The sequence below is a fragment of the Streptomyces sp. NPDC025784 genome, assembly GCF_055558435.1.
Window position 1 is genome coordinate 10,005 of record NZ_JBVHMN010000019.1, and the last position, 24,108, is coordinate 34,112.

Here is a 24,108-nt window from a genome sequence, read left to right on the forward strand (position 1 = left end):
GCGGACGGGCTTGGCGTCGGTGTCGTCGGCGGCGGTCTGGGCCGGGATCTCGGCGTCGACGGCCTTGCGGGTGCGTCGGCGGACGGGCTTGGCCTCGGCGGCTTCGGCGGTGTCCACGGCTGCCTCGGCGGCAGCGGTGGTCGTGGCCTTGGCCCGGGTGCGCCGCGGCTTGGCCTCGGCGACCTCACCCGCCGCCTCCGGAGCGACAGCGGCCTTGCGGGTGCGCCGCGCCTTGGCCGGTGCGGCCGGAGCCTCGGCAACGGCCTCGGCCGTCTCGACGGCGGCGGTCGTGGCCTTGCGCGTCCGGCGGCGGACGGGCTTGGCGTCGGTGTCGTCGGCGGCGGTCTGGGCCGGGATCTCGGCGTCGACGGCCTTGCGGGTGCGTCGGCGGACGGGCTTGGCCTCGGTGCCTTCGGCGGTGTCCACGGCGGCCTCGGCGGCAGCGGTGGTCGTGGCCTTGGCCCGGGTGCGCCGCGGCTTGGCCTCGGCGACCTCGCCCGCGGTCTCGGCCGAAGCGGCCTCGACCGTGTCGACGGCGGTCTCCGCGGCCTTGCGGGTGCGCCGCGCCTTGGCCGGTGCGGCCGGAGCCTCGGCGACGGCCTCGGCCGTCTCGACGGCGGCGGTCGCGGTCTTGCGCGTCCGGCGCCGGACGGGCTTGGCGGGAACCTCGGTGACCTCCGCGGCGACGGTCTCGACGACGGCCTCGGCCGCCGGCGCCGTCTCCACGACCGCGGACTCCGCGGCCGTGACGGACTCGGCGGCCTTGCGGGTCCTGCGACGACGGGGCTTGGCGGGCTCCGCGACGACGCTCTCGGCGGTCGTCACGGCAGCCTGAGCGGCCTCGGTCGCCGTGGGCTCCACGAAGGTCGCCGCGGACGCGGCCGCCGTGGCCGACTCCGTGGCACCGCCACGCGTACGCCGGCGACGGCGCGGTGTGCGGGGCTCGGAGACCTCGGCGTCCGCGGGAGCGGACTCCGGCGTGGCCGCCGGAGCCGCGGGGGAGGCGGTCGCCTCGTCCAGCGGAGCGCCGTTGCGCGTGCGCCGACGGCGGCGCGGCGTGCGCGCCGGGCGCTCACGCTCGGCGGACGACGGCCCGGAGGACGACGGCCCGGAGGAGCGCCCACCGCGACCGCGCGCCCCGCGGCCACCGGTCTCACCGAGGTCCTCGACCTCCTCGGCCGCGAGCCCGGCGCGGGTGCGCTCGGAGCGCGGCAGGACACCCTTGGTGCCGGCCGGGATGCTGAGTTCCTCGAAGAGGTGCGGGGACGTGGAGTACGTCTCCGGCGGGTCGTTGAAGTTGAGCTCCAGCGCCTTGTTGATCAGCTGCCAGCGCGGGATGTCGTCCCAGTCGACGAGCGTGATCGCCGTACCGGAGGCACCGGCGCGGCCCGTACGGCCGATGCGGTGCAGGTACGTCTTCTCGTCCTCGGGGGACTGGTAGTTGATGACGTGGGTGACGCCCTCGACGTCGATGCCGCGCGCGGCGACATCGGTGCAGACGAGGACGTCGACCTTGCCGTTGCGGAAGGCGCGCAGCGCCTGCTCGCGGGCGCCCTGGCCGAGGTCGCCGTGGACCGCGCCGGAGGCGAAGCCGCGCTGCTGGAGCTGGTCGGCGAGATCCGCCGCCGTCCGCTTGGTGCGGCAGAAGATCATCGCCAGACCGCGGCCCTCGGCCTGCAGTATGCGCGCGACCATCTCGGCCTTGTCCATGTTGTGCGCGCGGTAGACGTGCTGCGAGATGTTCGCGACCGTCGCGCCCTCGTCGTCCGGCGCGGTGGCGCGGATGTGCGTGGGCTGCGACATGTACCGGCGGGCGAGGCCGATGACCGCGCCCGGCATGGTCGCCGAGAACAGCATCGTCTGGCGGCGCGCCGGAAGCATGTTGATGATCTTCTCGACGTCGGGCAGGAAGCCCAGGTCGAGCATCTCGTCGGCCTCGTCGAGGACGAGCGCCTTGATGTGCTTGAGGTTGAGCTTCTTCTGGCCCGCGAGGTCCAGCAGACGCCCGGGGGTGCCGACGATGACGTCGACGCCCTTCTTGAGGGCCTCGACCTGGGGCTCGTAGGCACGGCCGCCGTAGATGGCGAGGACGCGTACGTTGCGGACCTTGCCCGCGGTGAGCAGGTCGTTGGTCACCTGGGTGCACAGCTCGCGCGTCGGGACGACGACGAGGGCCTGCGGTGCGTCGGTGAGCTGCTCGGGCTGGGCCCGGCCCGCCTCGACGTCCGCGGGGACGGTGACGCGCTCGAGGAGCGGAAGGCCGAAGCCCAGCGTCTTGCCGGTGCCGGTCTTGGCCTGGCCGATGACGTCGGTGCCGGAGAGGGCGACGGGGAGCGTCATCTCCTGGATGGGGAAGGGGTTGAGGATGCCGACGGCCTCCAGGGCCTCGGCCGTCTCGGGAAGGATTCCGAGCTCTCGGAAAGTCGTAGTCAGGGTGCTGCCTCTTCTGTGTGCGCGGTGCGAGGCGAGCGCGGGGGTCGTGTCGGACCGTGCCGGGGACGTCGGCCGCTTGTCAGGCGGGCCGAGTGGCAGGGGACCACTGCCGACGCTCTAGCGTTCGTACCGCTGAGGGTGTCCCTCCGGATGCCGTACGCACAGTGCCGTACGGACGAGGAGGGCTGTCGGGTCGGAGCCGATCGGGCCACCGACCGGGCATCCTCATTCGTGCGGCCCGTCGAATACTCGCCGGGCGCATTACCACCATACCCTGGAATCGCGCACATGCGATGGCCGATTCGGTCACGTCGTCGGCGTCACACTGGTTGACCAGGGACTTCCGTCCTGCGGTGAGCGGGCTATTGTGCGCTTCATGACGACGCCTGACAACGCCGCTGAGAAGCCCGCCGAGGCCGCCGACGCCGCCCCGGCGGCCACCGGAGTCGCCGCCCAGGACTGGGACACGGCCTCCGCCGACCCTCAGTACCGCGCCGCGGTCGTGGACCTGCTCGGAGCCCTCGCGTACGGCGAGCTCGCGGCGTTCGAGCGGCTCGCCGAGGACGCCAAGCTGGCGCCCACGCTGAGCGACAAGGCCGAGCTGGCGAAGATGGCCTCCGCCGAGTTCCACCACTTCGAGCAGCTGCGCGACCGGCTCGCGGCGATCGGAGCCGAGCCGACGCAGGCGATGGAGCCCTTCGTCGCCGCCCTCGACGGCTTCCACAAGCAGACGGCGCCCTCCGACTGGCTGGAAGGGCTCGTCAAGGCGTACGTCGGCGACTCGATCGCCAGCGACTTCTACCGTGAGGTCGCCGCGCGCCTCGACTCGGACACCCGCGGTCTCGTCCTTGCCGTCCTCGACGACACCGGCCACGCCGGGTTCGCCATCGAGAAGGTGCGCGCCGCGATCGACGCCGACCCGCGAGTGGGCGGCCGGCTCGCGCTGTGGGCCCGCCGGCTGATGGGCGAGGCGCTGTCCCAGTCGCAGCGTGTGGTCGCCGACCGGGACGCGCTGTCGACGATGCTCGTGGGCGGTGTCGCGGACGGCTTCGACCTCGCCGAGGTCGGCCGGATGTTCTCGCGGATCACCGAGGCGCACACGAAGCGGATGGCGGCGTTGGGCCTGGCCGCCTAGAGCTCGTCGGACGAGCCATGGCCCGGGGCCGCCCGGCCCCGGTCAGCTGTGGTCGTGCGGTCGGTGGAGTGCCCGGTCCCGGGCGTGGCCCAGCGCGTCGCTCAGCACCTTGCGCAGGGGGTCACGCCGTCGCCGAGCGACGTCGAAATCTTTCCGCCGGACGGAGCAACAGGGACAGCAGGGCCGCGGAGACGGCGGCCGCGCCGAGCAGGATCACCAGGAAGTGGCCGGCGCCCAGAGCGGTGTGCGTCAGGAAGGCACCGAACAGGGCTCCGGCCACTCCGGTCGAGAGCACCAGACTGCGGGCGGGCAGTCGGTGCGGCAGGCGGTACGCGGCCGCCCACGCCAGTGCGAAACCGAGCAACGCGGAGCCGAGCGTCTCCAACAGCATGGTGGGGGTCCCTCCCGCACGGCCGGGTGCAAATCGGTCGTAGGCGGTCTTACCCGTGACGTGCGGAACGCAATCCTCCCCACTGGTCGATCCGTGCTCCGAGCGGGGCGGTCACGACCGTGCCCCTACCACTCGCACACCCGTCGCGGCCAGGGCGTCGTCGACGGAGCGGAGCAGGCGGAACGGTTCCGGCGGCGGCACGAGCAAGGGCCCGGCGACATCGTCACCGGGCCCTTCATGCTTCCGCTCGCCGAACTACAGCGCGCTGAATCCCACCTTGCGCTGGGTGGGCTCGCCGAGCTCCACGTACGCGAGGCGGTCGGCCGGAACCAGGACCTTGCGGCCGTGGTCGTCCACGAGGCTGAGCAGCTGCGACTTGCCGGCCAGCGCCTCGGACACCGCGCGCTCGACCTCTTCCGGGGTCTGACCGCTCTCCAGAACGATCTCGCGGGGCGCGTGCTGCACGCCGATCTTGACCTCCACGGCTTTGTCCCTCCGACGGTCAGTGATGTGCGCGTCCGTACGCGCCGTACGCAGCACACATTAGCCCGGTGAGGGGACGTACACGCTCCGCCCGAGAACGCCAGGAGCGAACAGGGGACGGGAACAAAGTGGCGGTCAGTGATGATCCGTGCCGTGCAGCGGGAAGCCCGCGATACCCCGCCAGGCCAGCGAGGTCAGCAGCTGGACCGCCTGGTCGCGCGGAACACTGCGGTCGCTGTGCAGCCAGGAGCGGGCCACCACCTGGGCGAGTCCGCCGAGACCCGAGGCGAGGAGCATCGACTCGGCGCGCGAGAGACCGGTGTCCTCGGCGATGACCTCGCAGATCGCCTCCGCGCACTCGTGCGTGACCTTGTCCACGCGCTCGCGGACCGCGGGCTCGTTGGTCAGGTCAGACTCGAAGACCAGCCGGAAGGCGCCGCCGTCGTCCTCGACGTACGCGAAGTAGGCGTCCATCGTGGCGCGCACGCGCAGCTTGTTGTCCGTCGTCGACGCGAGCGCCGTCCGCACGGCCTGGAGCAGCGACTCGCAGTGCTGGTCCAGCAGAGCGAGGTAAAGGTCGAGCTTGCCCGGGAAGTGCTGGTAGAGGACCGGCTTGCTGACGCCCGCGCGCTCGGCGATGTCGTCCATCGCGGCCGAGTGGTACCCCTGCGCAACGAACACTTCCTGGGCGGCGCCGAGGAGCTGGTTGCGCCGTGCCCGGCGCGGCAGCCGAGTGCCCCGCGGGCGTGCCGCCTCTGTCTGCTCGATGGCTGTCACGCCGCCTCCCAAAATCGTCCACATGCGGTGTGCGCCGCGCGGCCATCGTACTTTTCGGTAACCGTGCTGTGCGCGGTGCGAGCGCAGAATTTCACGGACCGGACGCCACCGATGGCGCACAGAGCGGCCCGAATCGGGTGAGATGCACTCCATCTCACCGCGACTTCCCTGGTCAGCGGCGTCCCGTCACCGGTAGTCGTCCTCGTTCAGCTGCACGACTCTGGCCTGTTCGGCGAGATCGGCCTCGTTGGCGTTGAGGGGGTCGCCCGGCGGTACGGCCACCTCTTCCACAGGGTCCAGCTCGGTGCGCTGCTCGGCGGTGTCGGCCTCCGGGGCTTCCTCGTCGAGGATCTCCCGGAACTGGTCGTCGAACGTCCCGGGGTCTGTCGGGTCGACTGTCATGATTCCTCTTCCCGAACGGTGCGCGTGCGTTGCCGTACGCGTACGAGTGCCCTCGACTGAAGCCTAGGAGACACGAGATCCGGACGCTATGCGATCCGCGCGCGATCTGTGACGGCGAACACATGAACCACTGCGTGATCGTCTCGTAACATTGCCCGCATGTCTTCGACCGAGCTGCCGCCCGCGCTGGCCACCACCGTCACGCCCCGGGTCGGTGCCGTCAGGGTCGGAGACGGGGAGCGGCTGCGATCGGTCGGCCTTCCGGGCATCACCCTGACCGTGCGGTCGAGACCGGCGGCACGCAAGGGACTGCCTCCCGCGTTGTACGTGCACGGCCTCGGCGGTTCCTCGCAGAACTGGTCGGCGCTGATGCCGCTCCTCGACGGGCTCGTGGACAGCGAGGCCCTCGACCTGCCGGGGTTCGGCGACTCCCCGCCGCCCGACGACGGGAACTACTCGGTCACGGCGCACGCACGCGCCGTGATCCGCTATCTGGACGCGGCCGAGCGTGGCCCCGTGCACCTCTTCGGCAACTCGCTCGGCGGCGCCGTCACGACGCGCGTCGCGGCCGTACGCCCCGACCTCGTCCGCACGCTCACCCTGGTCTCGCCCGCGCTGCCGGAGATCCGCGCGCAGCGCACCGCGTGGCCGACCGCGCTGCTGGCCCTGCCCGGAGTGGCGGGGCTCTTCACCAGGCTCACCAAGGACTGGAGCGCCGAGCAGCGCGTCCGGGGGGTGATGGCCCTCTGTTACGGCGACCCCAGCATCGTGACGCCGGAAGGGTTCCGGCACGCGGTGGAGGAGATGGAACGCCGGGTCGCCCTCCCTTATTTCTGGGACGCCATGGCCCGCTCGTCCCGCGGGCTGGTGAACGCGTACACGCTCGGCGGCCAGCACGGACTGTGGCGTCAGGCCGAGCGGGTGCTCGCGCCGACCCTCCTCGTCTACGGGGGCCGGGACCAGCTCGTCGGCTACCGCATGGCCCAGCGCGCGGCCCGCGCCTTCCGTGACTCCCGGCTGCTGTCCCTGCCGGACGCGGGGCACGTGGCGATGATGGAGTACCCGGAGACGGTGGCCACCGGGTTCCGTGAACTTCTCGCCGACGCAGGAGAGCATGCCTCCCCGTCCGGCGCCGGCGCGGAAGGCTGAGGCGGGGCGTGGGACGTCACAGTCGTCGGGGGCGGAACGGCAAGACCGACACCTCCGAGATACCCGTGATACCCGCACAGGAGGCGGGTCGCGCACGAGGGGGCGCACCGGCCCCGGTCGCGGGCCAAGCCCCGGGCCCCGGTTTCCCGTCCGTCCGGCGCGGGTCGATTCCACCGCAGGCGGCGCCAGGCCCGCGGCCCCCGATGGACGGGACTCCCGCGCACGGTGTGCCGCGGTTCCCAGACGGGACTCCCGCGCACGGTGTGCCGCGGTTTCCGGACGGGACTCCCGCGCACGGTGTGCCGCGGTTTCCGGACGGGACTCCCGCGCACGGTGTGCCGCGGGTGCGCGGTGGCCATCCCGAGCAGCGTGAAGCCGGCGGTGGCTGGGGCGAGTTCGGGAGCGCCGGGACGTCCGGTGCCCCGGGCGGGGCGCCGCAGGGTGCGCCGCCCGGTTCCGCGGGTCCCCGGATCCCCCGTCAGCGCCAGGAGCCGGGCTCCACGCCCCGCCAGGCGTACATCGACGCGTTCGACGCCGACGAGGACGAGGACCGCGACGTCTTCGCACCGCGCGCCGGCGCCTTCGCGACCCATGGCGAGGAAGCCCACCGGGCCGACCCGTACGGCTCCGTCACCGACTGGGACGCGCGGAACACGGAGACCGGCGAGAGCCCGCCGCCGGACACCGAGCAGAACGCGCAGGGCAAGGGTGGCAAGGGGCGCGCGTTCACCGGGATCGCGGCGGCGGCCGTCACCACCGTGCTGGCCGTCGTGGTGGCCGGACAGGTCGTCTCCGGGCGGCAGGACGCCAGTGCGCACGCCCGGTCCACCGGTGGCGACCGCCAGACGCACGACTCCGCCTCGCGCGGCGACGACCGGCCGACCCCGTCCGCGGCACCGAGCGCGGTGGCGCTGACGTACGACCAGAAGATGGCCAGAACGTACGCGCTCGGCGCGACGCTCAAGGGCTCGGGGAAGTTCGACACCGTCCCCGGTTTCGACAAGGCGCCGGGCAAGGGACGCAAGTACACGTATCGCGTCGACGTCGAGCGGGGCCTCGGCCTCGACGCCGCGCTCTTCGCACAGGCCGTGCAGAAGACCCTGAACGACAAACGGAGTTGGGCCCACGGAGGTGCCCGCACCTTTGAGCGGATCTCGTCCGGCAAGCCCGACTTCGTCATCACGCTCGCGAGCCCGGGCACCACCGCCACGTGGTGCGCGAAGTCCGGGCTCGACACGACCGAGGACAATGTGTCGTGCGACTCGGCCTCGACCGAGCGGGTCATGATCAACGCCTATCGCTGGGCGCAGGGCTCCGAGACCTATGGTGATCGAATTCACTCCTACCGGCAGATGCTGATCAACCACGAGGTCGGCCACCGGCTCGGATACGGCCATGTCAGCTGCGACAAGGACGGCGAACTCGCCCCCGTGATGCAGCAGCAGACCAAGTTCCTCGATCATGACGGGATCCACTGCAAGGCCAACCCCTGGGCGTATCCCGGGAGTTGACAGCAGCCCCACAGGTCACATTGACACGCGGCGAAAGTTCGTTCATATTTCTCCGCATGTCGCCTCGTCACGTCTCCGCTCGCGCCGCCATTGAGCTGGCGCTGATCGGCGTGACCGCACTCTGCGTGGCCGACATTCACTGTCGCTGACGCCCGCCCCCGGCGAGTGCGTCGCTCTCCCTCTCGTTACTCCTTCTCCGTGTGCCGTCTTCTGTGACGCGCGCGGTCCGGTCGGATGCCGACGCCTGACGCCCTGGGCGAGCTCTGCGCTCTTCCGTCTCACATTGCGTCAATCAGTCTCACCATTCGAGAGGTCGTCTTCCGATGCGTCATCCGTCCGTCATAGCGCGCCGCGTGGCCGCGGCATCCGTCAGCCTGGTCGTGGCAGCGGGCGCCGCCGCGTGCGGGCCGAAGGACAACGATGCCGACAGCGCCGGTGCCGACTCCAAGCCGCAGAAGGGCGGCACCCTCACCGTCCTGAACGCCAACCCGCAGGAAGACTTCGACCCGGCGCGGCTCTACACCTCCGGCGGCGGCAACGTCCCCTCGCTCGTCTTCCGCACGCTCACCACGCGCAACCGCGAGAACGGTGCGGCAGGCGCCCAGGTCGTCCCCGACCTCGCCACCGACACCGGCCGCCCGAGCAAGAACGCGACCGTGTGGACGTACACCCTGAAGAAGGGCCTCAAGTACGAGGACGGCACGCCCATCACCTCCGCCGACATCAAGTACGGCATCGAGCGCTCCTTCGCCGCCGAACTCTCCGGCGGCGCCCCCTACCTGCGGGACTGGCTGATCGGCGGTGCCGACTACCAGGGCCCCTACAAGGACAAGAAGGGCCTCGACTCGATCGGGACGCCCGACGACCTGACGATCGTCTTCCACCTGAACAAGCCCGAGGGTGAGTTCCCCTACCTCGCCACGCAGACGCAGTTCACGCCCGTCCCGAGGGCCAAGGACACCGGCACGAAGTACGAGGAGCACCCCGTCTCCTCCGGCCCGTACAAGGTCGTCAAGAACGAGAACGACGGCGAGCGGCTCGTCCTGGAGCGCAACACCCACTGGTCCGCGACGACCGACGCCGAGCGCAAGGCCTACCCCGACAAGATCGACGTACGGTCCGGCCTGGACTCGTCCGTGATCAACCAGCGGCTCTCCGCGTCTCAGGGAGCGGACGCCGCCGCCGTCACCACGGACACCAACCTCGGCCCCGCCGAGCTCGCCAAGGTGTCCGGCGACAAGGCCCTCGCCGCGCGCGTCGGCACCGGTCACTTCGGCTACACCAACTACCTCGCCTTCAACCCGAAGGTGAAGCCGTTCGACAACCCGAAGGTCCGCCAGGCGATCTCGTACGCCGTCGACCGCACCTCGGTGATCAACGCGGCCGGCGGCTCGTCGCTCGCCGAGCCCGCGACCACCTACCTGCCCGACCAGAAGTCCTTCGGCTACACGCCGTACGACCACTTCCCGGCGGGCAAGTCCGGCAACCCGGCCAAGGCCGAGGAGCTGCTGAAGGAGGCGGGCTACAAGAACGGCCTGACCATCACGCTCACGCACTCCAACAGCAAGGACTTCGAGACCAGCCCCGAGATCGCGACGGCCCTCCAGGACGCCCTGAAGAAGGCCGGGATCACCGTCAAGCTCCAGGGTCTCGAGGACAACGACTACAGCGACAAGATCCACAGCGCCAAGACCGAGCCCGGCCTGTTCCTCGCCCACTGGGGCGCCGACTGGCCCTCCGGCGGTCCCTTCCTGGCCCCCATCTTCGACGGCCGGCAGATCGTCAAGGACGGCGCCAACTTCAACACCGGCTTCCTCGACGACAAGTCGGTCAACGCCGAGATCGACGCGATCAACAAGCTGACCGACCTCGACCAGGCCGCCCGGCGCTGGGGCGCGCTGGACAAGAAGATCGGCGAGCAGGCGCTGACCGTGCCGCTGTTCCACCCCGTCTACAAGCGCCTGTACGGCAAGGACGTGAAGAACATCGTGATCAGCGACTGGACCGGCGTGCTGGACATCTCCCAGGTCGCGGTGAAGTAGCACCGTGAGCGAGGCACTTGTCGCCTCCCAGGCCCCCGGGACGGAATCCTCCGTCCCGGGGGCCTCGGGGGCCCGTCAGTTCTGGCGGCGGCTGCGAGCGCAGCGCGCCGCCCTCGTCGCGGCGGGCGTCGTCACGCTGCTCGTCCTGATCGCGCTCGCCGCGCCGCTGCTCACCGCGATCGAGGGCCAGGACCCGACCACCTACCACCCCTCACTCGTGGACTCCGCGCGCGGCGGTGTGCCCGTCGGCCCGCTCGGCGGCATCGGCGGCGACCACTGGCTCGGCGTCGAACCGCAGACGGGCCGCGACCTCTTCGCCCGCCTTGTCTACGGCGCCCGCGTCTCGCTCGGCGTCGCGCTCGCGGCCACGCTCGTCCAGGTCCTCATCGGCATCGTGGTGGGAGTCGCGGCCGGCCTGGGGAACCGGTGGGTCGACCAGCTGCTCAGCCGGGCCACGGACGTCATCATCGCCATGCCGCTGATGATCATGTCCCTCGCGCTGCTCGCGATCGTCCCCAGCAGTTTCCCCCGGCCCGTGCTCGTCGCGCTCATCATCGGCCTGGTGGCGTGGGGTTCGATCGCGAAGATCGTCCGCGCCCACACGCTGACCCTCAAGGAACTCGACTACGTGGCCGCCGCCCGGCTCAGCGGCTGGGGCGCCTGGCGCGTCGCCTGCCGCGAGCTGCTGCCCGCGCTGGTCGCGCCCGTCATCACGTACGCCGCCCTCCTCGTCCCCGCGAACATCACCGTCGAGGCGGCGCTCAGCTTCCTCGGTGTCGGCGTGAAGCCGCCGACACCGTCCTGGGGACAGATGCTCACGGCAGCCGACATCTGGTACCAGGCGGCGCCTCAGTATCTGCTGCTGCCGGCCGGCGCGCTGTTCGTCACCGTGCTCGCGCTGACCGTGCTCGGCGACGGAGTGCGCACCGCACTCGATCCGCGCGCCGCCTCCCGGCTGCGCATCGGGACGGGACGCAGGCGGGAGGCCAAGGCATGAGCGCCCTCAAAGGGCTGAGCGGTTCGCTCGCCGGGTTCCCGGGCTTCGCGCTGCGGCGCCTGGTCGGGGCCGTCGTCACCCTGTTCGCGATCTCCGTGATCATCTACCTCGTCTTCTACGTCGCGCCCGGCGACGTCGCGCAGATCACCTGCGGCCCGCGCTGCTCGCCCGCCCAGGTGCACCAGGTCGCCGGGCAGTTGAGGCTCGACGATCCGCTGTACGTGCGCTACTGGCACTTCCTCCAGGGCGTCTTCGTCGGCCAGGACTACTCGACGGGCACGTCCGTGCAGCACTGCGGCGCGCCCTGCCTCGGTGTCTCGTACCAGAGCGGCCAGCAGGTCACCCAGCTGATCTGGGCGAAGCTGCCGGTCACCTTCTCGCTCGTGCTCGGCGCGACGGTGCTGTGGCTGATCCTCGGCGTCGGCACCGGTGTGCTGTCCGCCTGGCGGCGCGGCCGGCTGACCGAGCGGGCGCTGACCGCCGTCACCCTCGCCGGCACGGCCACCCCCGTCTTCGTCATCGGTCTGGTGCTGATGATCGTCGTCTGCGGACAGTTGCAGCTGCTGCCCTTCCCGCAGTACGTGCCCTTCACCGAGGACCCCGAGCAGTGGGCGTGGAACCTGCTGCTGCCCTGGCTGTCGCTGGCACTGATCGAGTCCGCCAAGTACGCCCGTCTGACCCGGGCCTCCATGCTGGAGACGCTCGCGGAGGACCACGTCCGCACCTTCCGTGCGTACGGGGTGGGGGAGCGCTCGATCATCGGGCGGCACGCCCTGCGGGGCGCCGTGGCGCCGGTCATCGCGCTGAGCGCCAACGACTTCGGGTCGGCGATCGGTGGTGCCGTGCTCTCCGAGACGTTGTTCGGTCTTCCGGGGCTCGGGCGCGAACTCGTGCACGCGGTGACCGTCGTCGATCTGCCGGTCGTGGTCGGCGTGGTGCTGGTCACCGGCTTCTTCGTGGTCCTGGCCAATGCCGTCGCGGACGTGCTGTTCGCGGTGGCCGACCGACGGGTGGTGCTGTCGTGAGTCCTGCGGAAGCCGACGACGGCGTGCTGCGTGCTGTCGGTGACGGCGTGCTGCGCGCCGTCGGTGACGGTGTGCCGGGTGCTGTCGGTGACGGCCGTGGTGCGGGCGGGGGCGGGGGCGGGGGCGGTGTCGCCGAAGCCGGTGACGGGTCCGGTCCCGCCGCTCCGGGCGGCGGGAGCCTCGTCGAGGTCACCGACCTCTCCGTGGCGTTCGGGGGCCTGCGCGCCGTCGACGGGCTCTCCTTCCGGCTGGAACGGGGGGCCGCGCTGGGACTCGTCGGCGAGTCCGGGTCCGGCAAGTCCACCGTGGCGTCGGCCCTGCTGGCGCTGCACCGGGGCACCGGAGCGCGGGTCGGCGGCACGGTGCGGGTGGCCGGCGTGGACGTACAGGCGGCCTCCGACGACGAACTGCGGCGGCTGCGGGGCGGGAAGGCCGCCATGGTCTTCCAGGACCCGCTGTCCTCCCTCGACCCGTACCACGCCGTCGGCGACCAGATCGCCGAGGTGTACCGGGTGCACACCAGGGCGTCACGGCGAGCGGCACGCGCGCGTGCCGTCGAGGTGCTCGACCGCGTCGGCATACCGGACGCGGCCCGTCGCGCCCGTTCGCGTCCGCACGAGTTCAGCGGAGGCATGCGCCAGCGCACCCTGATCGCCATGGCCCTGGCCTGCCGGCCCGACCTGCTGATCGCCGACGAGCCGACCACGGCCCTCGACGTGACCGTCCAGGCCCAGATCCTCGACCTGCTGCACACCCTGCGCGAGGAGACCGGCATGGGGCTGCTGCTCGTCACGCACGACGTCGGGGTCGCGGCCGAGAGCGTGGACGAGATCCTCGTCATGCGGCACGGGCGCGCCGTCGAGCACGGCCCGGTCGGAACCGTTCTCGGGGCACCCCGCGACACCTACACGCGTGAGCTGCTGGGTGCCGTCCCGCGGGTGGACGCACCACGCGTCACCGAGGGCGACGTCGGCGACGAGACCGTCCTCGAAGCGGTGGGGCTGCGGCGCGAGTTCGGCACGGGGAAGCGGCGGTTCGCCGCCGTCGACGACGTGTCGCTGACGGTCCGCCGGGGCGAGACCCTCGGCGTCGTCGGCGAGAGCGGCAGCGGGAAGACCACGCTGGGACGGATGCTGGTCGGGCTCCTGGAGCCCACCGCCGGCACGGTCCGCCACGAAGGGCGCGAGCAGACCGGCGTGAGCCCATCGGTGCAGATGGTCTTCCAGGACCCGGTGGCCTCCCTCAACCCCCGGCGCAGCGTGGGCGAGTCGATCGCCGACCCGCTGCGGGCCCGCGGCGAACGCGACGAGGGCCGGATCAGAGGGCGCGTGCGGGAGCTGCTGGAACGCGTGGGCCTCGACCCGGACCACTACGACCGTTACCCGCACGAGTTCAGCGGCGGGCAGCGGCAGCGGGTCGGCATCGCGCGCGCCCTGGCCGCGGAGCCGCGCGCCATCGTGTGCGACGAACCCGTCTCCGCGCTCGACGTCACCACCCAGGCCCAAGTGGTCGCCCTGCTCGGTGAGCTTCAGCGCGAACTGGGGCTCGCGCTGGTCTTCGTGGCGCACGACCTCGCGGTCGTGCGCCAGGTCAGCGACCGGGTGGCGGTGATGCGGCGCGGCCGGATCGTCGAGTACGGGCCCGCCGACGAGGTGTACGAGTCCCCCCGGGACCCCTACACCGAGCAACTGCTCGCCGCCGTACCGGCACTCGACCCGGAGGTCGCGGCACGGCGCCGTGCCGCCCGCGGGGAGCTGGCGACGGCCTGAGCCGCAGGGTCGGCATGCGTGGTGCGGTTCGGGTCGCGCGGTCGGCACGTGCGGTGCGGTTCGGGTGGCGCGGTCGGCACGTGCGGTGCGGTTCGGGTGGCGCGGTCGGCACGCGCGGTGCGGTCCGAGCGGCTCCGTCGGCGCGTACGGCCTGGCACGCGTGACGACGAAGCGTAGTCGCATGATCTCTTAGCGCGACAGAACGCGGCCTGCGCGGGAAAGTTACGACCGTTCACCCCTTTTGGTGGCGCGATGGACAACCGTCCGTCGCGCCACCGTCATGTCCGCATACGTTCTTCCCGCTGCGAGCCGCCGGGTCAACGGTGGCTCCCCATACGGGAGATCGGGGGTGTGGTCGTGCGCATCGGACTGCTTACGGAGGGTGGCTATCCGTATGTGAGCGGTGACGCCAGACTCTGGTGCGACCGGCTCGTACGCGGGCTCGGGCAGCACGAGTTCGACATCTACGCGCTCAGCCGCAGCGAGCGCCAGGAGGACGAGGGCTGGATCCAGCTGCCGCCGCAGGTCAGCAGGGTACGGACCGCGCCTCTGTGGACCGTCGAGGACGACGGGGTGATGTACGGACGCCGGGCGCGGCGACGCTTCGCCGACGCGTACAGAGAGCTGGCGGCGGCCGTGTGCGAGGGGCCGGGGGCTCTCGACGGCTGGGCGTTCGGCGGCGGCGCGGGAGCCCAGGACGACCAGGCGGCCTCCGCCGGTGTTGAGGCGGACCGTTTCGGCAGCGCGCTCTACGCCCTCGCGGAGCTCGCCCGGGACGAGGGCGGTCTCGCCGGTGCCCTGCGTTCGGAGGGTGCCGTGCGCGCACTGGAACGCGCCTGCCGTGCGCCCGGCGCGCTGCGCACCGCCCGCACGGCGCGTGTGCCCGACCTGCTCGCCTTCGCCTCCCATGTCGAACGTGCCCTGCGGCCCCTGTCGCTGGACTGGTACGAGGGCGACGGACTCGACTCGGTGGACCTGTGCCACGCCACGGCGGGCGGCACCGCGGCGCTGCCGGGTCTGATCGCCCGGCACTTCGCCGGCGTGCCCCTGCTGGTCACCGAGTACGGGGTGCAGTTGCGCGCGCACTACCTGGCCTCCGCCACCGTCGGCGAGAGCCCGGCCGTACGCGCGCTGCTCGCCGGGTTCCACGGCAGGCTCGCCGCCGAGGTCTACCGGGCCGCCGCGCTCATCACGCCCGGCAACACGCACGCCCGCCGCTGGCAGGAGCGCTGCGGCGCCGACCGCGCCAAACTGCGCACCGTCTACCCCGGCATGGAGGCGTCCCGGTTCGCGGACGTGGGGGAGAGCGCGGAGGGCAACGGATGCGCCGACCCGGACACGCTGGTGTGGGTCGGCCGCATCGAACCCGCCAAGGATCTGATCTCGCTGCTGCACTCCTTCGCGGAGATCCGCAAGGAGGAGCCGAAGACGCGGCTGCGGATCGTCGGCGCGCCCGCCGACGGCCCCGAAGGCGCGACCTATCTGGCCCACTGCCGGGCTCTGGCCGCCCAGCTCTTCCCCGACGAGGCGGAGGGCGTGCACGCGGTCGGCGACAATCCGGTGTCCTTCGAAGAGATCGGTGGCCCCGAGGTCCCCAGTCTGGCGGAGGCGTACGCCTCCGGAGCCGTCGTCGTGCTCTCCAGCGTCGTCGAGGGCTTTCCGATCAGTCTCGTCGAGGCCATGTTCTGCGGTCGCGCGACCGTCTCCACGGACGTGGGCGCGGTCGTCGAAGTCATCGGCGGTACGGGGCTGGTGGTGCCGCCCCGCAACCCGCGGGCGCTCGCGGAGGCGTGCGTGACGCTGCTGCGTGACCCCGAGCGCCGTGAGCGTCTGGGCGCGGCCGCGCGTGCACGCGCCCTCGAACTGTTCACCGTCGAGCAGAACATCGCGGCCTTCCACGGCATCTACCTGGAGATCGTCTCGCACTCCCCGGTCCGGCGGGTGGTCGTGGACGACGAGGGCGAGCCGTTGCCCTTCGGAGTTCCCGCGGAGGCCCATGTGCCGGGCTGCTGGACCGAGGTCCGTCCCATGGCCGCGGGCCGGCCGCGTTGGGCGGCGGGGGCGCCCGTGCGCGCCACGGTTCCCGTCCCCGCGGGGGAGGGAGCCCGATGAGCGAGACGACCGGACCGCGCGCACCGGGTGGACCACACACTCTGCGGGAGCTGGACGACCTGGCCGGCCTGGGCGCCCTGGGCGGCGGGGATCTGGGCAGCGAGGATGTCGAGGACGTCGAGGACGTCGAGGACGTCGAGGACTCGGGCAGCGTGGGCGGCCGGGGCGCGGGTGGCGCGAGGGGAGGAGATGCCGGCGGCGCGGGCCGCATCGGTGAGCGTGCCGGCCGGGACGGCGACGGCGCCGGTGAACGGAAACGCAAAGGTGGTGCGAGCGGCAGCGAGGGGAGTGCGAGTCGTACCGACGGCGCGCGCAGGCCCATCGCGCGCCGTGGCGCCGCGGACCCCGTGAAAGCGCTCATGCACCGGCACCGCGAACTCTGCGAGCGCGCGGTCGACCCGCTGGAGATCGCCGCCGGTCTGGAGGCCCACGGTGTGACCGACCGGACGGCCACCCGATTCCGCCACCGCGACGTGTTCTCGCTCGCCGAGGAGATGTACGCCCGTGCCTCGCGCGACGGCGAACACACACCGCGCCCGGCGGAGCCGCAACGCCCCGGTGCGCGTGCCGACTGGGCGGTGCTCGCCCTGCTGCCCGGCGTCCTCTGCCTGGCGGCCACGCTCGGACTGCGCGTCACCGAGGGCCGGCCGCGCCTCGCGGTGGCCGCGGCCGGCGTCCTCGCCGTGACCCTCGGTCTGCGGTACGCCCTGCGCCGCGGCCCCCTGAGCGCCGGTCAGCGCACGACCGGCGCCACCCGCGGCTGGATGTGCTGGCTCGTCGCCTACGCCCTCCTCGGAGACGGACTGCTCAGCGCCGCGCTCGACGGCGGACCCGACGGCCCCTGGCCGCTCGCCAAGGCACCCGTGCTCGCCCTGTCGACGGCGTGCGCGCCGGCGGCCTGGTGTGCACAGCTCTTCGTCGTGAACGCCCGTCGCAGACTGACCGCCAGCCGCGGCCTCGACGAGTTCGCCACCACGGTCCGCCCTCTGCTCCTCGGCGTGTTCACCCTGTTCCTGTGCGCCCTCGGCGGGCTGCTCGCCCTGAGCGCGGCAGTGCTCGGCGAGCCACCCGCCTACACCGGGGCCGGTGCCCTGGGCGCCCTGCTCCTGCTCGCCCGTCTGCTGACGGCGCGCGGCTTCACCCACGCGCCCGCCGTGATGCTCGCCGGCGCCGGAGCCACCGAGGCGATCGCGCTCGCCACCGTCTTCGCGGGCCGCCTGCCCGGCTGCTCCTTCCTCGCCACGCCTGTCGAGACCGTCGTCGAGGCCTGGGGGCCCGGAGCCGTACCGGCTCTGGTGTGCGGCACGGCGGCGTTCGTCCTGCTCGTCCACTCGACGCGCACCCTGACCAGGGCCTCCGCCCACGCACTGCCCAACGAGGCGGTGTGAACCGCGCTTCCGCGCCCGGCACCCGGGCACGGACCTATTTCTCCCGCGGGGCCGACACCGCGGGCCCTCTCCCGACCCACGGCATCACCTGAAGGAGAACGCCAGATGATCACCTCCCGAACCGGAGAATCCGCCCCGGGAGCCGCCCGATGAGGGTCCTGCTGATCGGAGCCAACGGATACCTCGGCCGCTTCGTGGCCGACAGACTGCTTGCCGACCCGGCCGTGCAGCTCACCGCGCTCGGCCGGGGCGACGACGCCGACGTCCGCTTCGACCTCGCCTCGGGCAGTCCCGGCGCACTCACCCGCTTCCTCGACGCGGTGCACCCCGGAGTCGTCATCAACTGCGCCGGCGCCACCCGCGGAGGCGCCCGCGAACTGACCCGGCACAACACCGTCGCCGTCGCCACCGTCTGCGAGGCCCTCCGCCGCAGCGGTTGCGGGGCACGGCTCGTCCAGATCGGCTGTGGCGCCGAGTACGGGCCCAGCCAGGCCGGCTCCTCCACCGCCGAGGACGCCGTGCCGCGCCCCGGCGGCCCGTACGGCGTCAGCAAGCTCGCCGCCACCGAACTGGTCCTCGGCTCCGGCCTGGACGCCGTGGTCCTCAGGGTCTTCTCACCCGCCGGACCCGGCACACCCGCCGGATCCCCGCTGGGCCGCCTCGCCGAGGCCCTCCGCCGCGCCATGCAGTCCGGCGACGGCGAACTCAAACTCGGCGGACTCGGCGTCCAGCGTGACTTCATCGACGTACGCGACGTCGCCCGTGCCGTCCACGCGGCCTCGCTCTCCGCCGCACAGGGCGTGATCAACATCGGCTCGGGACGTGCCGTACGACTCCGCGACGCGGCCGCGGTCCTCGCCCGGGTCGCCGGCTACGGCGGCGCCCTGCACGAACTCGACGGACCTCCCGGCCCCCTCAGGACATCCATCGGCCACCCCCGCAACGAACCGGACCACGCGGCCCCGGTCGCGTACCCGTACCCGGACGGCTGCGGCAGCTGGCAGCAGGCCGACGTGCGCACCGCACGCGACCGGCTCGGCTGGCGGCCCCGCATCAACCTCGAGGAATCCCTGGCAGACATCTGGATGGAGGCGGCATGCCGTATCTGACCAGCACCGCAGCCGGTACCGCGAGCACCGACCTCAAGGTCGGCTTCGGCATCCCCGGCTATGCACACCCCCTCGTCGCTCCGCTGGAGTGGGCCGAACTCACCCGGCCCGGCGCCCCTTTGCACTGGGTCGCCCTGAACGTGTCCAACGGACCCGGCACCCGTCCCGACCCGCACTGCCTGGAGGCCGTCGGGCGGCTGCGCAACGCGGGCGTACGCGTGCTCGGTCGCCTGGACGCCAAGTACGGCGCGCGGGCCTTCGGCGAACTGGTCTCCGACGCCCAGCGCTACCTCGACTGGTACCGGGTCGACGGCTACCTCCTGGACCGCTGTCCCACCGAACGCACCGCGCTCGCCGAGGTCCGCCGGACCGTCGGCACGCTCCGGACGCTCCGTGAGGATGCACACATCGTGCTCGGGCACGGCGCCCATCCGTATCCCGGCTACGCGGAGAACGCCGACCAGCTGGTCACCTTCTCCGGCTCCTGGAGCGACTACCGCTGGTCCCAGGTCGCCGAGTGGACCGCCGACTACCCGCCCGAGCGGTTCTGCCACTTGGTGCACGGCGTGCCGCGCGGTCATCTCGACGAGGCGCTGCGCATCGCCCGCTGGCAGGGTGCCTCGACGATCTACTTCACCGACCGCACCGATCTCGGTGGGCGGGCCGACCCCTGGGAGACGATGCCCGGCTACTGGGACGAAATCGTCTCGCGGATCGGAACGGGTGTCTCGGAATGAAGAAGGGCGTGGCAGTGTTACGGGGAGAACAACTGTAGTGATTGACCGACCAACGGAGCCCCCGTGTCGCTGCCACCCCTGGTCGAGCCGGCTTCCGAGCTCACCGTAGACGAGGTCCGCAGGTACTCCCGCCACCTGATCATCCCTGACGTGGGCATGGACGGGCAGAAGCGGCTGAAGAACGCCAAGGTGCTGTGTGTCGGCGCCGGCGGCCTGGGATCGCCTGCGCTGATGTACCTGGCCGCGGCGGGCGTGGGCACGCTCGGCATCGTGGAGTTCGACGAGGTCGACGAGTCGAACCTGCAGCGCCAGATCATCCACAGCCAGTCGGACATCGGCCGCTCCAAGGCCGAATCGGCCCGCGACTCCGTGCTGGGCATCAACCCGTACGTGAACGTGATCCTTCACGAAGAGCGGCTCGAAGCCGAGAACGTGATGGACATCTTCAGCCAGTACGACCTGATCGTCGACGGCACGGACAACTTCGCCACCCGCTACCTGGTCAACGACGCGTGTGTGCTCCTCAACAAGCCGTACGTGTGGGGCTCGATCTATCGGTTCGACGGCCAGGCCTCCGTGTTCTGGTCGGAGCACGGCCCCTGCTACCGCTGCCTCTACCCGGAGCCCCCGCCGCCGGGCATGGTCCCCTCCTGCGCCGAGGGCGGCGTGCTGGGCGTGCTGTGCGCGTCCATCGGCTCCATCCAGGTCACCGAGGCGATCAAGGTCCTCACCGGCACCGGCGAGCCCCTCGTCGGCCGACTGATGATCTACGACGCCCTGGAGATGCAGTACCGCCAGGTCAAGGTCCGCAAGGACCCGAACTGCGCCGTCTGCGGCGAGAACCCCACCGTCACCGAGCTCATCGACTACGAGGCCTTCTGCGGCGTCGTGTCCGAGGAGGCCCAGGAGGCGGCGGCCGGTTCGACGATCACTCCCAAGCAGCTCAAGGAGTGGATCGACGACGGCGAGAACATCGAGATCATCGACGTCCGTGAGATCAACGAGTACGAGATCGTCTCGATCCCCGGCGCCAAGCTGATCCCGAAGAACGAGTTCCTCATGGGCACCGCCCTGGAGTCCCTGCCGCAGGACAAGAAGATCGTCCTGCACTGCAAGACGGGTGTCCGCAGTGCGGAAGTCCTCGCCGTCCTGAAGTCCGCGGGCTTCGCCGACGCCGTCCACGTCGGCGGCGGCGTGATCGGCTGGGTCAACCAGATCGAGCCCGACAAGCCGGTCTACTAGGCAAACGCCCTCCTCGGAGGTGGGGCCCGGCACGCTGTGTGCCGGGCCCCTTGCCGTGGTCCGAGGGCACCGGAACCGGTGCCCTCGGACCACGCGGCCTAGGAGGCGCAGACCTTGCCGTCCTTCGGCACGGTCCCGTCCAGCAGATACCTGTTCACCGTCGAGTCCACGCAGTCGCTCCCGCTGCCGTACGCGCCGTGGCCCTCGCCCTTCCAGGTGAGCTCCACACCGACGTCCTTGCCCAGTTCGTCGGCCATCCTGCGGGCGCCCTCGTACGGTGTCGCGGGGTCGCCGGTGTTGCCGACGACCAGGACCGGCTCCGCACCCGGCGCACTGACCTCCGGGTTGTCGAACTGGCCCGCCACCGGCCAGTCGTGGCACCAGCCCGCCGTGTCCCAGCCCATGAAGTCGCCGAAGACGGGCGAGATCTTCTCGAACTCGGGCAGCAGCTTCCTCGTCTCCTCGGGAGTCGGCCGCTGCTTGTCGTCCAGGCACGATATGACCCGCTGCGAGTGTGTCGTCGTGCCGTAGTGCCCCGAGGGGTCGCGTTCGTTGTAACCGTCGGCGAGCGTCAGCAGCTCCGAACCGTCCCCGTCCTCGGCCGCCTTGAGCGCGCTGGTGAGGCTGGACCAGCCCTGCTTGCTGTACAGCGGCAGGACGATGCCGGTGAGGGCCAGGGTCTGGGTGAGCTTGCGTCCGCCCGAGGCGGGCAGCGGCCGGGCGTCGATGCGCTTCAGCAGGTCCACGATCTTCTGCGAGCCCTGCTTCGGGTCCTGGCCGGTGGACTTCAGATAGTCGTCCAGGGCCCGCTGGAAGCCGAGGGTCTGGTTCTTGGCGTGGCCGACGGTGTCGGCACTCGGGTCGACGACGGCGTCCAGCACCAGGCGCCCCACGTTCTTCGGGAACAGGTGGGCGTACACCCCGCCCAGTTCCGTGCCGTAGGAGATGCCGAAGTAATGCATCTTGCGGTCGCCGAGGACCTCGCGCATCAGATCCATGTCGCGTGCCGTGTCCGTGGTCGACACATGGGACATGAGCTTGCCCGCGGCCTTCTCGCAGCCCTTGCCGAAGTCCGTGGCGTCCTTGAAGTACGCGGCTTCCTCGGTGGCGTCGTCCGGTGTGGCGTCCACCGACTCGGCCGCCTGGATGTCCTTGTCGCTGCGGCAGCGCACCCCCTCGCTCGCCGCCACGCCGCGCGGGTCCCAGCTCACCAGGTCGTACCGGTCGTGGAGGGAGCCGACGATCGAGCCGTACGACGGCATGGTGGAGATGCCCGAGCCGCCGGGCCCGCCGAAGTTGAACAGGAGCGAGCCGATGCGCTCGCCCGAGCCGCCCGTCGCCTTCGAGCGGATCACCGCGAGGCCGATCGTCTCGCCGTCCGGCTTCGTGTAGTCCAGCGGGACCTTGAGCGTGGCGCACTGCCAGCCGCTGCCAGGCGCGGGGGAGTCGGAGGTGCCCTTGCAGCGGCCCCAGTCGAGCTTCTGCGAGGTGAGTTCGCCGGGCAGCCCCGACGGTGTGCCCGAAGAAGGCGCTGTGGCCGACGACTTGTCGCCGCCCTTCCCCTCGTCCGTGTCGTCACCGGACGACCCGCCGCTGCAACCGGCCACCAGCAACGCGGTGGCGGCCGCGGCCGTCCACCGTGCGAAACGTGCCATGTGCTTCCCCCCTCACCCGTGGTCCGCCCGATCCGCGGATCACATGCAGGCAATAGTAGGCGGCGGCGTCCAAAGCCGTCACAGCCTGTGGATAACTCGCTGACCTGCTGTTTTCTACGAACAGACGGTTCCAGCGGGCGGGATGGTTCCCTCCAGCAGATAGCCGTTCACGGCGCCTTGCACGCACTTGTTCTTGCTGTCGTAGGCCCCGTGTCCCTGGCCCTTGTACGTCAGCTCGACGCCGACCCCCTTGCCCAGCGCCTCCACCATCTTCCGGGCGCCCTCGTACGGCGTGGCCGGATCGCCGGTGTTGCCGACGACCAGGATGGGCGCCGCGCCGGCGGCGGCGACGTCCGGGTGGTCGGCGGCGCCCGCCACGGCCCAGTCCGTGCAGCTGAGCATGCCCCAGGCCAGATAGTCGCCGAACAGCGGTGAGGCGGCCCGGAACTGCGGCAGCCTCGACACCACGAAGTCCGGGGTGTAGCGCGGCTTGTCGTCCGCGCAGTTGATGGAGATGTTCGCCGGGACGAGGTTGCTGTACTGGCCGTTCGCGTTGCGGCCGTTCATGGAGTCCGACAGCAGCATGAGCACCTTGCCGTCGCCGTCGTAGGCCTGCTCGAGACCCTCGGTCAGGTACTCCCAGAAGTCCTTGGAGTACAGCGCCTGGGCGATGCCGCTGGTCGCCGCGGTCTGGGTGAGCTCGCGGGGGAAGACGCCGGGGATCGGCTTCACCTCGAGGTCCTTGAGCAGCTTGGCGATGCGGTCCTTCACGTCCTGAGGCGTGTCGCCGATCGGGCAGTCCTCGACCTTGGAGGTGCAGTCCTCGGCGAAGTTGTCGAGTGCGAGCTGGAACCCCTTGGCCTGCCCGAGCGAACTCTGCTCGGGGTTCTGCGTCGGGTCGACGACCGCGTCGAACACCGCGCGTCCCACGTTCTTCGGGAACAGGTGGGCGTAGACGCCGCCCAGTTCGGTCCCGTAGGAGATGCCGAAGTAGTGGAGCTTCGCGTCGCCGAGGACCTGGCGCATCAGATCCATGTCGCGGGCCGCGTCCGTGGTGCGCACATGGGGGAGGATCGTGCCGGAGTTCTTCTCACAGGCCGCGTTGAACGTCCTGGTGTTCTGCAGGAGCTCCTTCTGCTCCGCGGCGTCGTCCGGCGTGGCGTCCTGCTGGAAGAACTCGTCGAGCTGCTGGTCGTCCTCGCATGTCACGCCCGCGCTGCGGCCCACGCCGCGGGGGTCGAAGCTCACCAGGTCGTAGCGGGTGCGCAGGGCGGCGTAGTCCTCACCGAAGGCGGGGAGCGTGGTGACGCCCGAGCCTCCCGGGCCGCCGAAGTTGAAGATGAGCGAGCCGATGCGCTTGCTCGGGTCGCCGCTCGTCTTCGCCCGGATCAGCGCCAGCCCGATCGTGTCGCCCTTGGGATCGGCCCAGTCGAGGGGCGCCTTCATCGTGGCGCACTGCCACTCGGTGCCGCCCGGCAGAGGTGACGGAGCGTTGCCCCCGCCCTCGGACTCGGAGGGTGCCGGGCACTCCGTCCAGCTCAGCTTCTGAGCTGTCAGATCGCCGTCCCCGCCCTTGTCCTTCGACCCGTCGCTGCAACCCGCGAGCAAGGAGATCAGCACAACGGCGGTCAGGGTCAGGGCAGCCGCGCGTGGCTGGGGAGGGTTCGGCATGTCCCCATCGTGCGGTCGTACGGGGCGGTGCGCGCGGGGCGCGGGCCGTGTGGGTGAGTGCGCCGCAGCGCTCGGACCAG

General features: G+C 71.6%; 20 protein-coding genes. 13 read left to right on the top strand and 7 right to left on the bottom strand.

Annotation, left to right across the window (positions count from 1 at the left end; all coding sequences use genetic code 11):
- A partial coding sequence (locus ACZ4IF_RS33760; protein ID WP_467569777.1) for a DEAD/DEAH box helicase occupies nt 1-2,340 on the bottom strand: 2,340 nt, incomplete at its 3' end.
- Between the two features lie 460 nt (nt 2,341-2,800).
- On the opposite strand from ACZ4IF_RS33760, the gene ACZ4IF_RS33765 reads away from it, so the two are divergent.
- Nucleotides 2,801-3,568: a ferritin-like fold-containing protein gene (locus ACZ4IF_RS33765; protein WP_359489525.1), complete on the top strand. Its 768-nt coding sequence runs from the start codon at nt 2,801-2,803 to the stop codon at nt 3,566-3,568.
- A 121-nt stretch (nt 3,569-3,689) separates the two neighbouring features.
- Here the strand turns inward: ACZ4IF_RS33765 and ACZ4IF_RS33770 are convergent, their stop codons facing one another.
- The 4 genes from ACZ4IF_RS33770 to ACZ4IF_RS33785 all read right to left on the bottom strand — a co-directional run bounded on the left by ACZ4IF_RS33770 (nt 3,690) and on the right by ACZ4IF_RS33785 (nt 5,621).
- Nucleotides 3,690-3,959: a hypothetical protein gene (locus ACZ4IF_RS33770; protein ID WP_028801992.1), complete on the bottom strand. Its 270-nt coding sequence runs from the start codon at nt 3,957-3,959 to the stop codon at nt 3,690-3,692.
- A gap of 255 nt (nt 3,960-4,214) precedes the next feature.
- Nucleotides 4,215-4,442 carry a DUF3107 domain-containing protein gene (locus ACZ4IF_RS33775; RefSeq protein ID WP_028801993.1) on the bottom strand — a complete coding sequence of 76 codons (228 nt, stop codon included), beginning with the start codon at nt 4,440-4,442 and terminating at the stop codon, nt 4,215-4,217.
- A gap of 135 nt (nt 4,443-4,577) precedes the next feature.
- Nucleotides 4,578-5,219, bottom strand: coding sequence for a TetR/AcrR family transcriptional regulator (locus ACZ4IF_RS33780; protein WP_095936492.1), 642 nt, complete (start codon nt 5,217-5,219; stop codon nt 4,578-4,580).
- A 186-nt stretch (nt 5,220-5,405) separates the two neighbouring features.
- The gene (locus ACZ4IF_RS33785) at nt 5,406-5,621 is read right to left on the bottom strand and encodes a hypothetical protein (RefSeq protein ID WP_095936493.1); all 216 of its coding nucleotides are present in this window, start codon (nt 5,619-5,621) and stop codon (nt 5,406-5,408) included.
- 159 nt (nt 5,622-5,780) lie between these two features.
- Between ACZ4IF_RS33785 and ACZ4IF_RS33790 the strand changes: the two genes are divergently transcribed.
- From ACZ4IF_RS33790 to moeZ, 12 genes are all read left to right on the top strand, one after another.
- A complete protein-coding gene (locus ACZ4IF_RS33790) occupies nt 5,781-6,770 on the top strand; it encodes an alpha/beta fold hydrolase (protein ID WP_467569781.1) in 990 nt (329 codons plus the stop codon).
- 8 nt (nt 6,771-6,778) lie between these two features.
- Entirely contained in the window at nt 6,779-8,281 is a 1,503-nt protein-coding gene (locus tag ACZ4IF_RS33795) for a DUF3152 domain-containing protein (RefSeq protein ID WP_467569784.1), read from the top strand.
- A 56-nt stretch (nt 8,282-8,337) separates the two neighbouring features.
- Entirely contained in the window at nt 8,338-8,430 is a 93-nt protein-coding gene (locus tag ACZ4IF_RS33800) for an Ms4533A family Cys-rich leader peptide (RefSeq protein WP_324608112.1), read from the top strand.
- A 174-nt stretch (nt 8,431-8,604) separates the two neighbouring features.
- Nucleotides 8,605-10,323 (top strand): ABC transporter substrate-binding protein, encoded by a 1,719-nt coding sequence (locus tag ACZ4IF_RS33805; protein ID WP_467569788.1) that lies wholly within the window; start codon nt 8,605-8,607, stop codon nt 10,321-10,323.
- A gap of 4 nt (nt 10,324-10,327) precedes the next feature.
- Nucleotides 10,328-11,320: an ABC transporter permease gene (locus tag ACZ4IF_RS33810; protein ID WP_467569790.1), complete on the top strand. Its 993-nt coding sequence runs from the start codon at nt 10,328-10,330 to the stop codon at nt 11,318-11,320.
- Nucleotides 11,317-12,345, top strand: a complete 1,029-nt coding sequence (locus tag ACZ4IF_RS33815) for an ABC transporter permease (protein ID WP_467569793.1) — start codon at nt 11,317-11,319, stop codon at nt 12,343-12,345. The genes ACZ4IF_RS33810 and ACZ4IF_RS33815 overlap by 4 nt, the downstream gene beginning before the upstream one ends.
- Nucleotides 12,346-12,548: 203 nt before the next feature.
- Entirely contained in the window at nt 12,549-14,114 is a 1,566-nt protein-coding gene (locus tag ACZ4IF_RS33820; RefSeq protein WP_467570126.1) for a dipeptide ABC transporter ATP-binding protein, read from the top strand.
- 357 nt (nt 14,115-14,471) lie between these two features.
- The gene (locus tag ACZ4IF_RS33825) at nt 14,472-16,226 is read left to right on the top strand and encodes a DUF3492 domain-containing protein (protein ID WP_467569796.1); all 1,755 of its coding nucleotides are present in this window, start codon (nt 14,472-14,474) and stop codon (nt 16,224-16,226) included.
- Nucleotides 16,223-17,614, top strand: coding sequence for a hypothetical protein (locus ACZ4IF_RS33830; RefSeq protein ID WP_467569799.1), 1,392 nt, complete (start codon nt 16,223-16,225; stop codon nt 17,612-17,614). The genes ACZ4IF_RS33825 and ACZ4IF_RS33830 overlap by 4 nt, the downstream gene beginning before the upstream one ends.
- 149 nt (nt 17,615-17,763) lie before the next feature.
- Nucleotides 17,764-18,723: an NAD-dependent epimerase/dehydratase family protein gene (locus ACZ4IF_RS33835; RefSeq protein ID WP_467569802.1), complete on the top strand. Its 960-nt coding sequence runs from the start codon at nt 17,764-17,766 to the stop codon at nt 18,721-18,723.
- Entirely contained in the window at nt 18,711-19,460 is a 750-nt protein-coding gene (locus tag ACZ4IF_RS33840; protein ID WP_467569805.1) for a spherulation-specific family 4 protein, read from the top strand. Before ACZ4IF_RS33835 ends, ACZ4IF_RS33840 begins: the two co-directional genes overlap by 13 nt.
- A 63-nt stretch (nt 19,461-19,523) precedes the next feature.
- The gene (gene moeZ / locus ACZ4IF_RS33845) at nt 19,524-20,702 is read left to right on the top strand and encodes an adenylyltransferase/sulfurtransferase MoeZ (RefSeq protein ID WP_467569807.1); all 1,179 of its coding nucleotides are present in this window, start codon (nt 19,524-19,526) and stop codon (nt 20,700-20,702) included.
- Nucleotides 20,703-20,800: 98 nt separating this feature from the next.
- On the opposite strand, the gene ACZ4IF_RS33850 is transcribed toward moeZ, so the two are convergent.
- Complete coding sequence (locus tag ACZ4IF_RS33850; RefSeq protein ID WP_467569809.1) at nt 20,801-22,357, bottom strand: alpha/beta hydrolase; 1,557 nt, start codon at nt 22,355-22,357, stop codon at nt 20,801-20,803.
- A 114-nt stretch (nt 22,358-22,471) separates the two neighbouring features.
- Entirely contained in the window at nt 22,472-24,028 is a 1,557-nt protein-coding gene (locus tag ACZ4IF_RS33855; RefSeq protein ID WP_467569811.1) for an alpha/beta hydrolase, read from the bottom strand.
- Between the last annotated feature and the right edge of the window lie 80 nt (nt 24,029-24,108).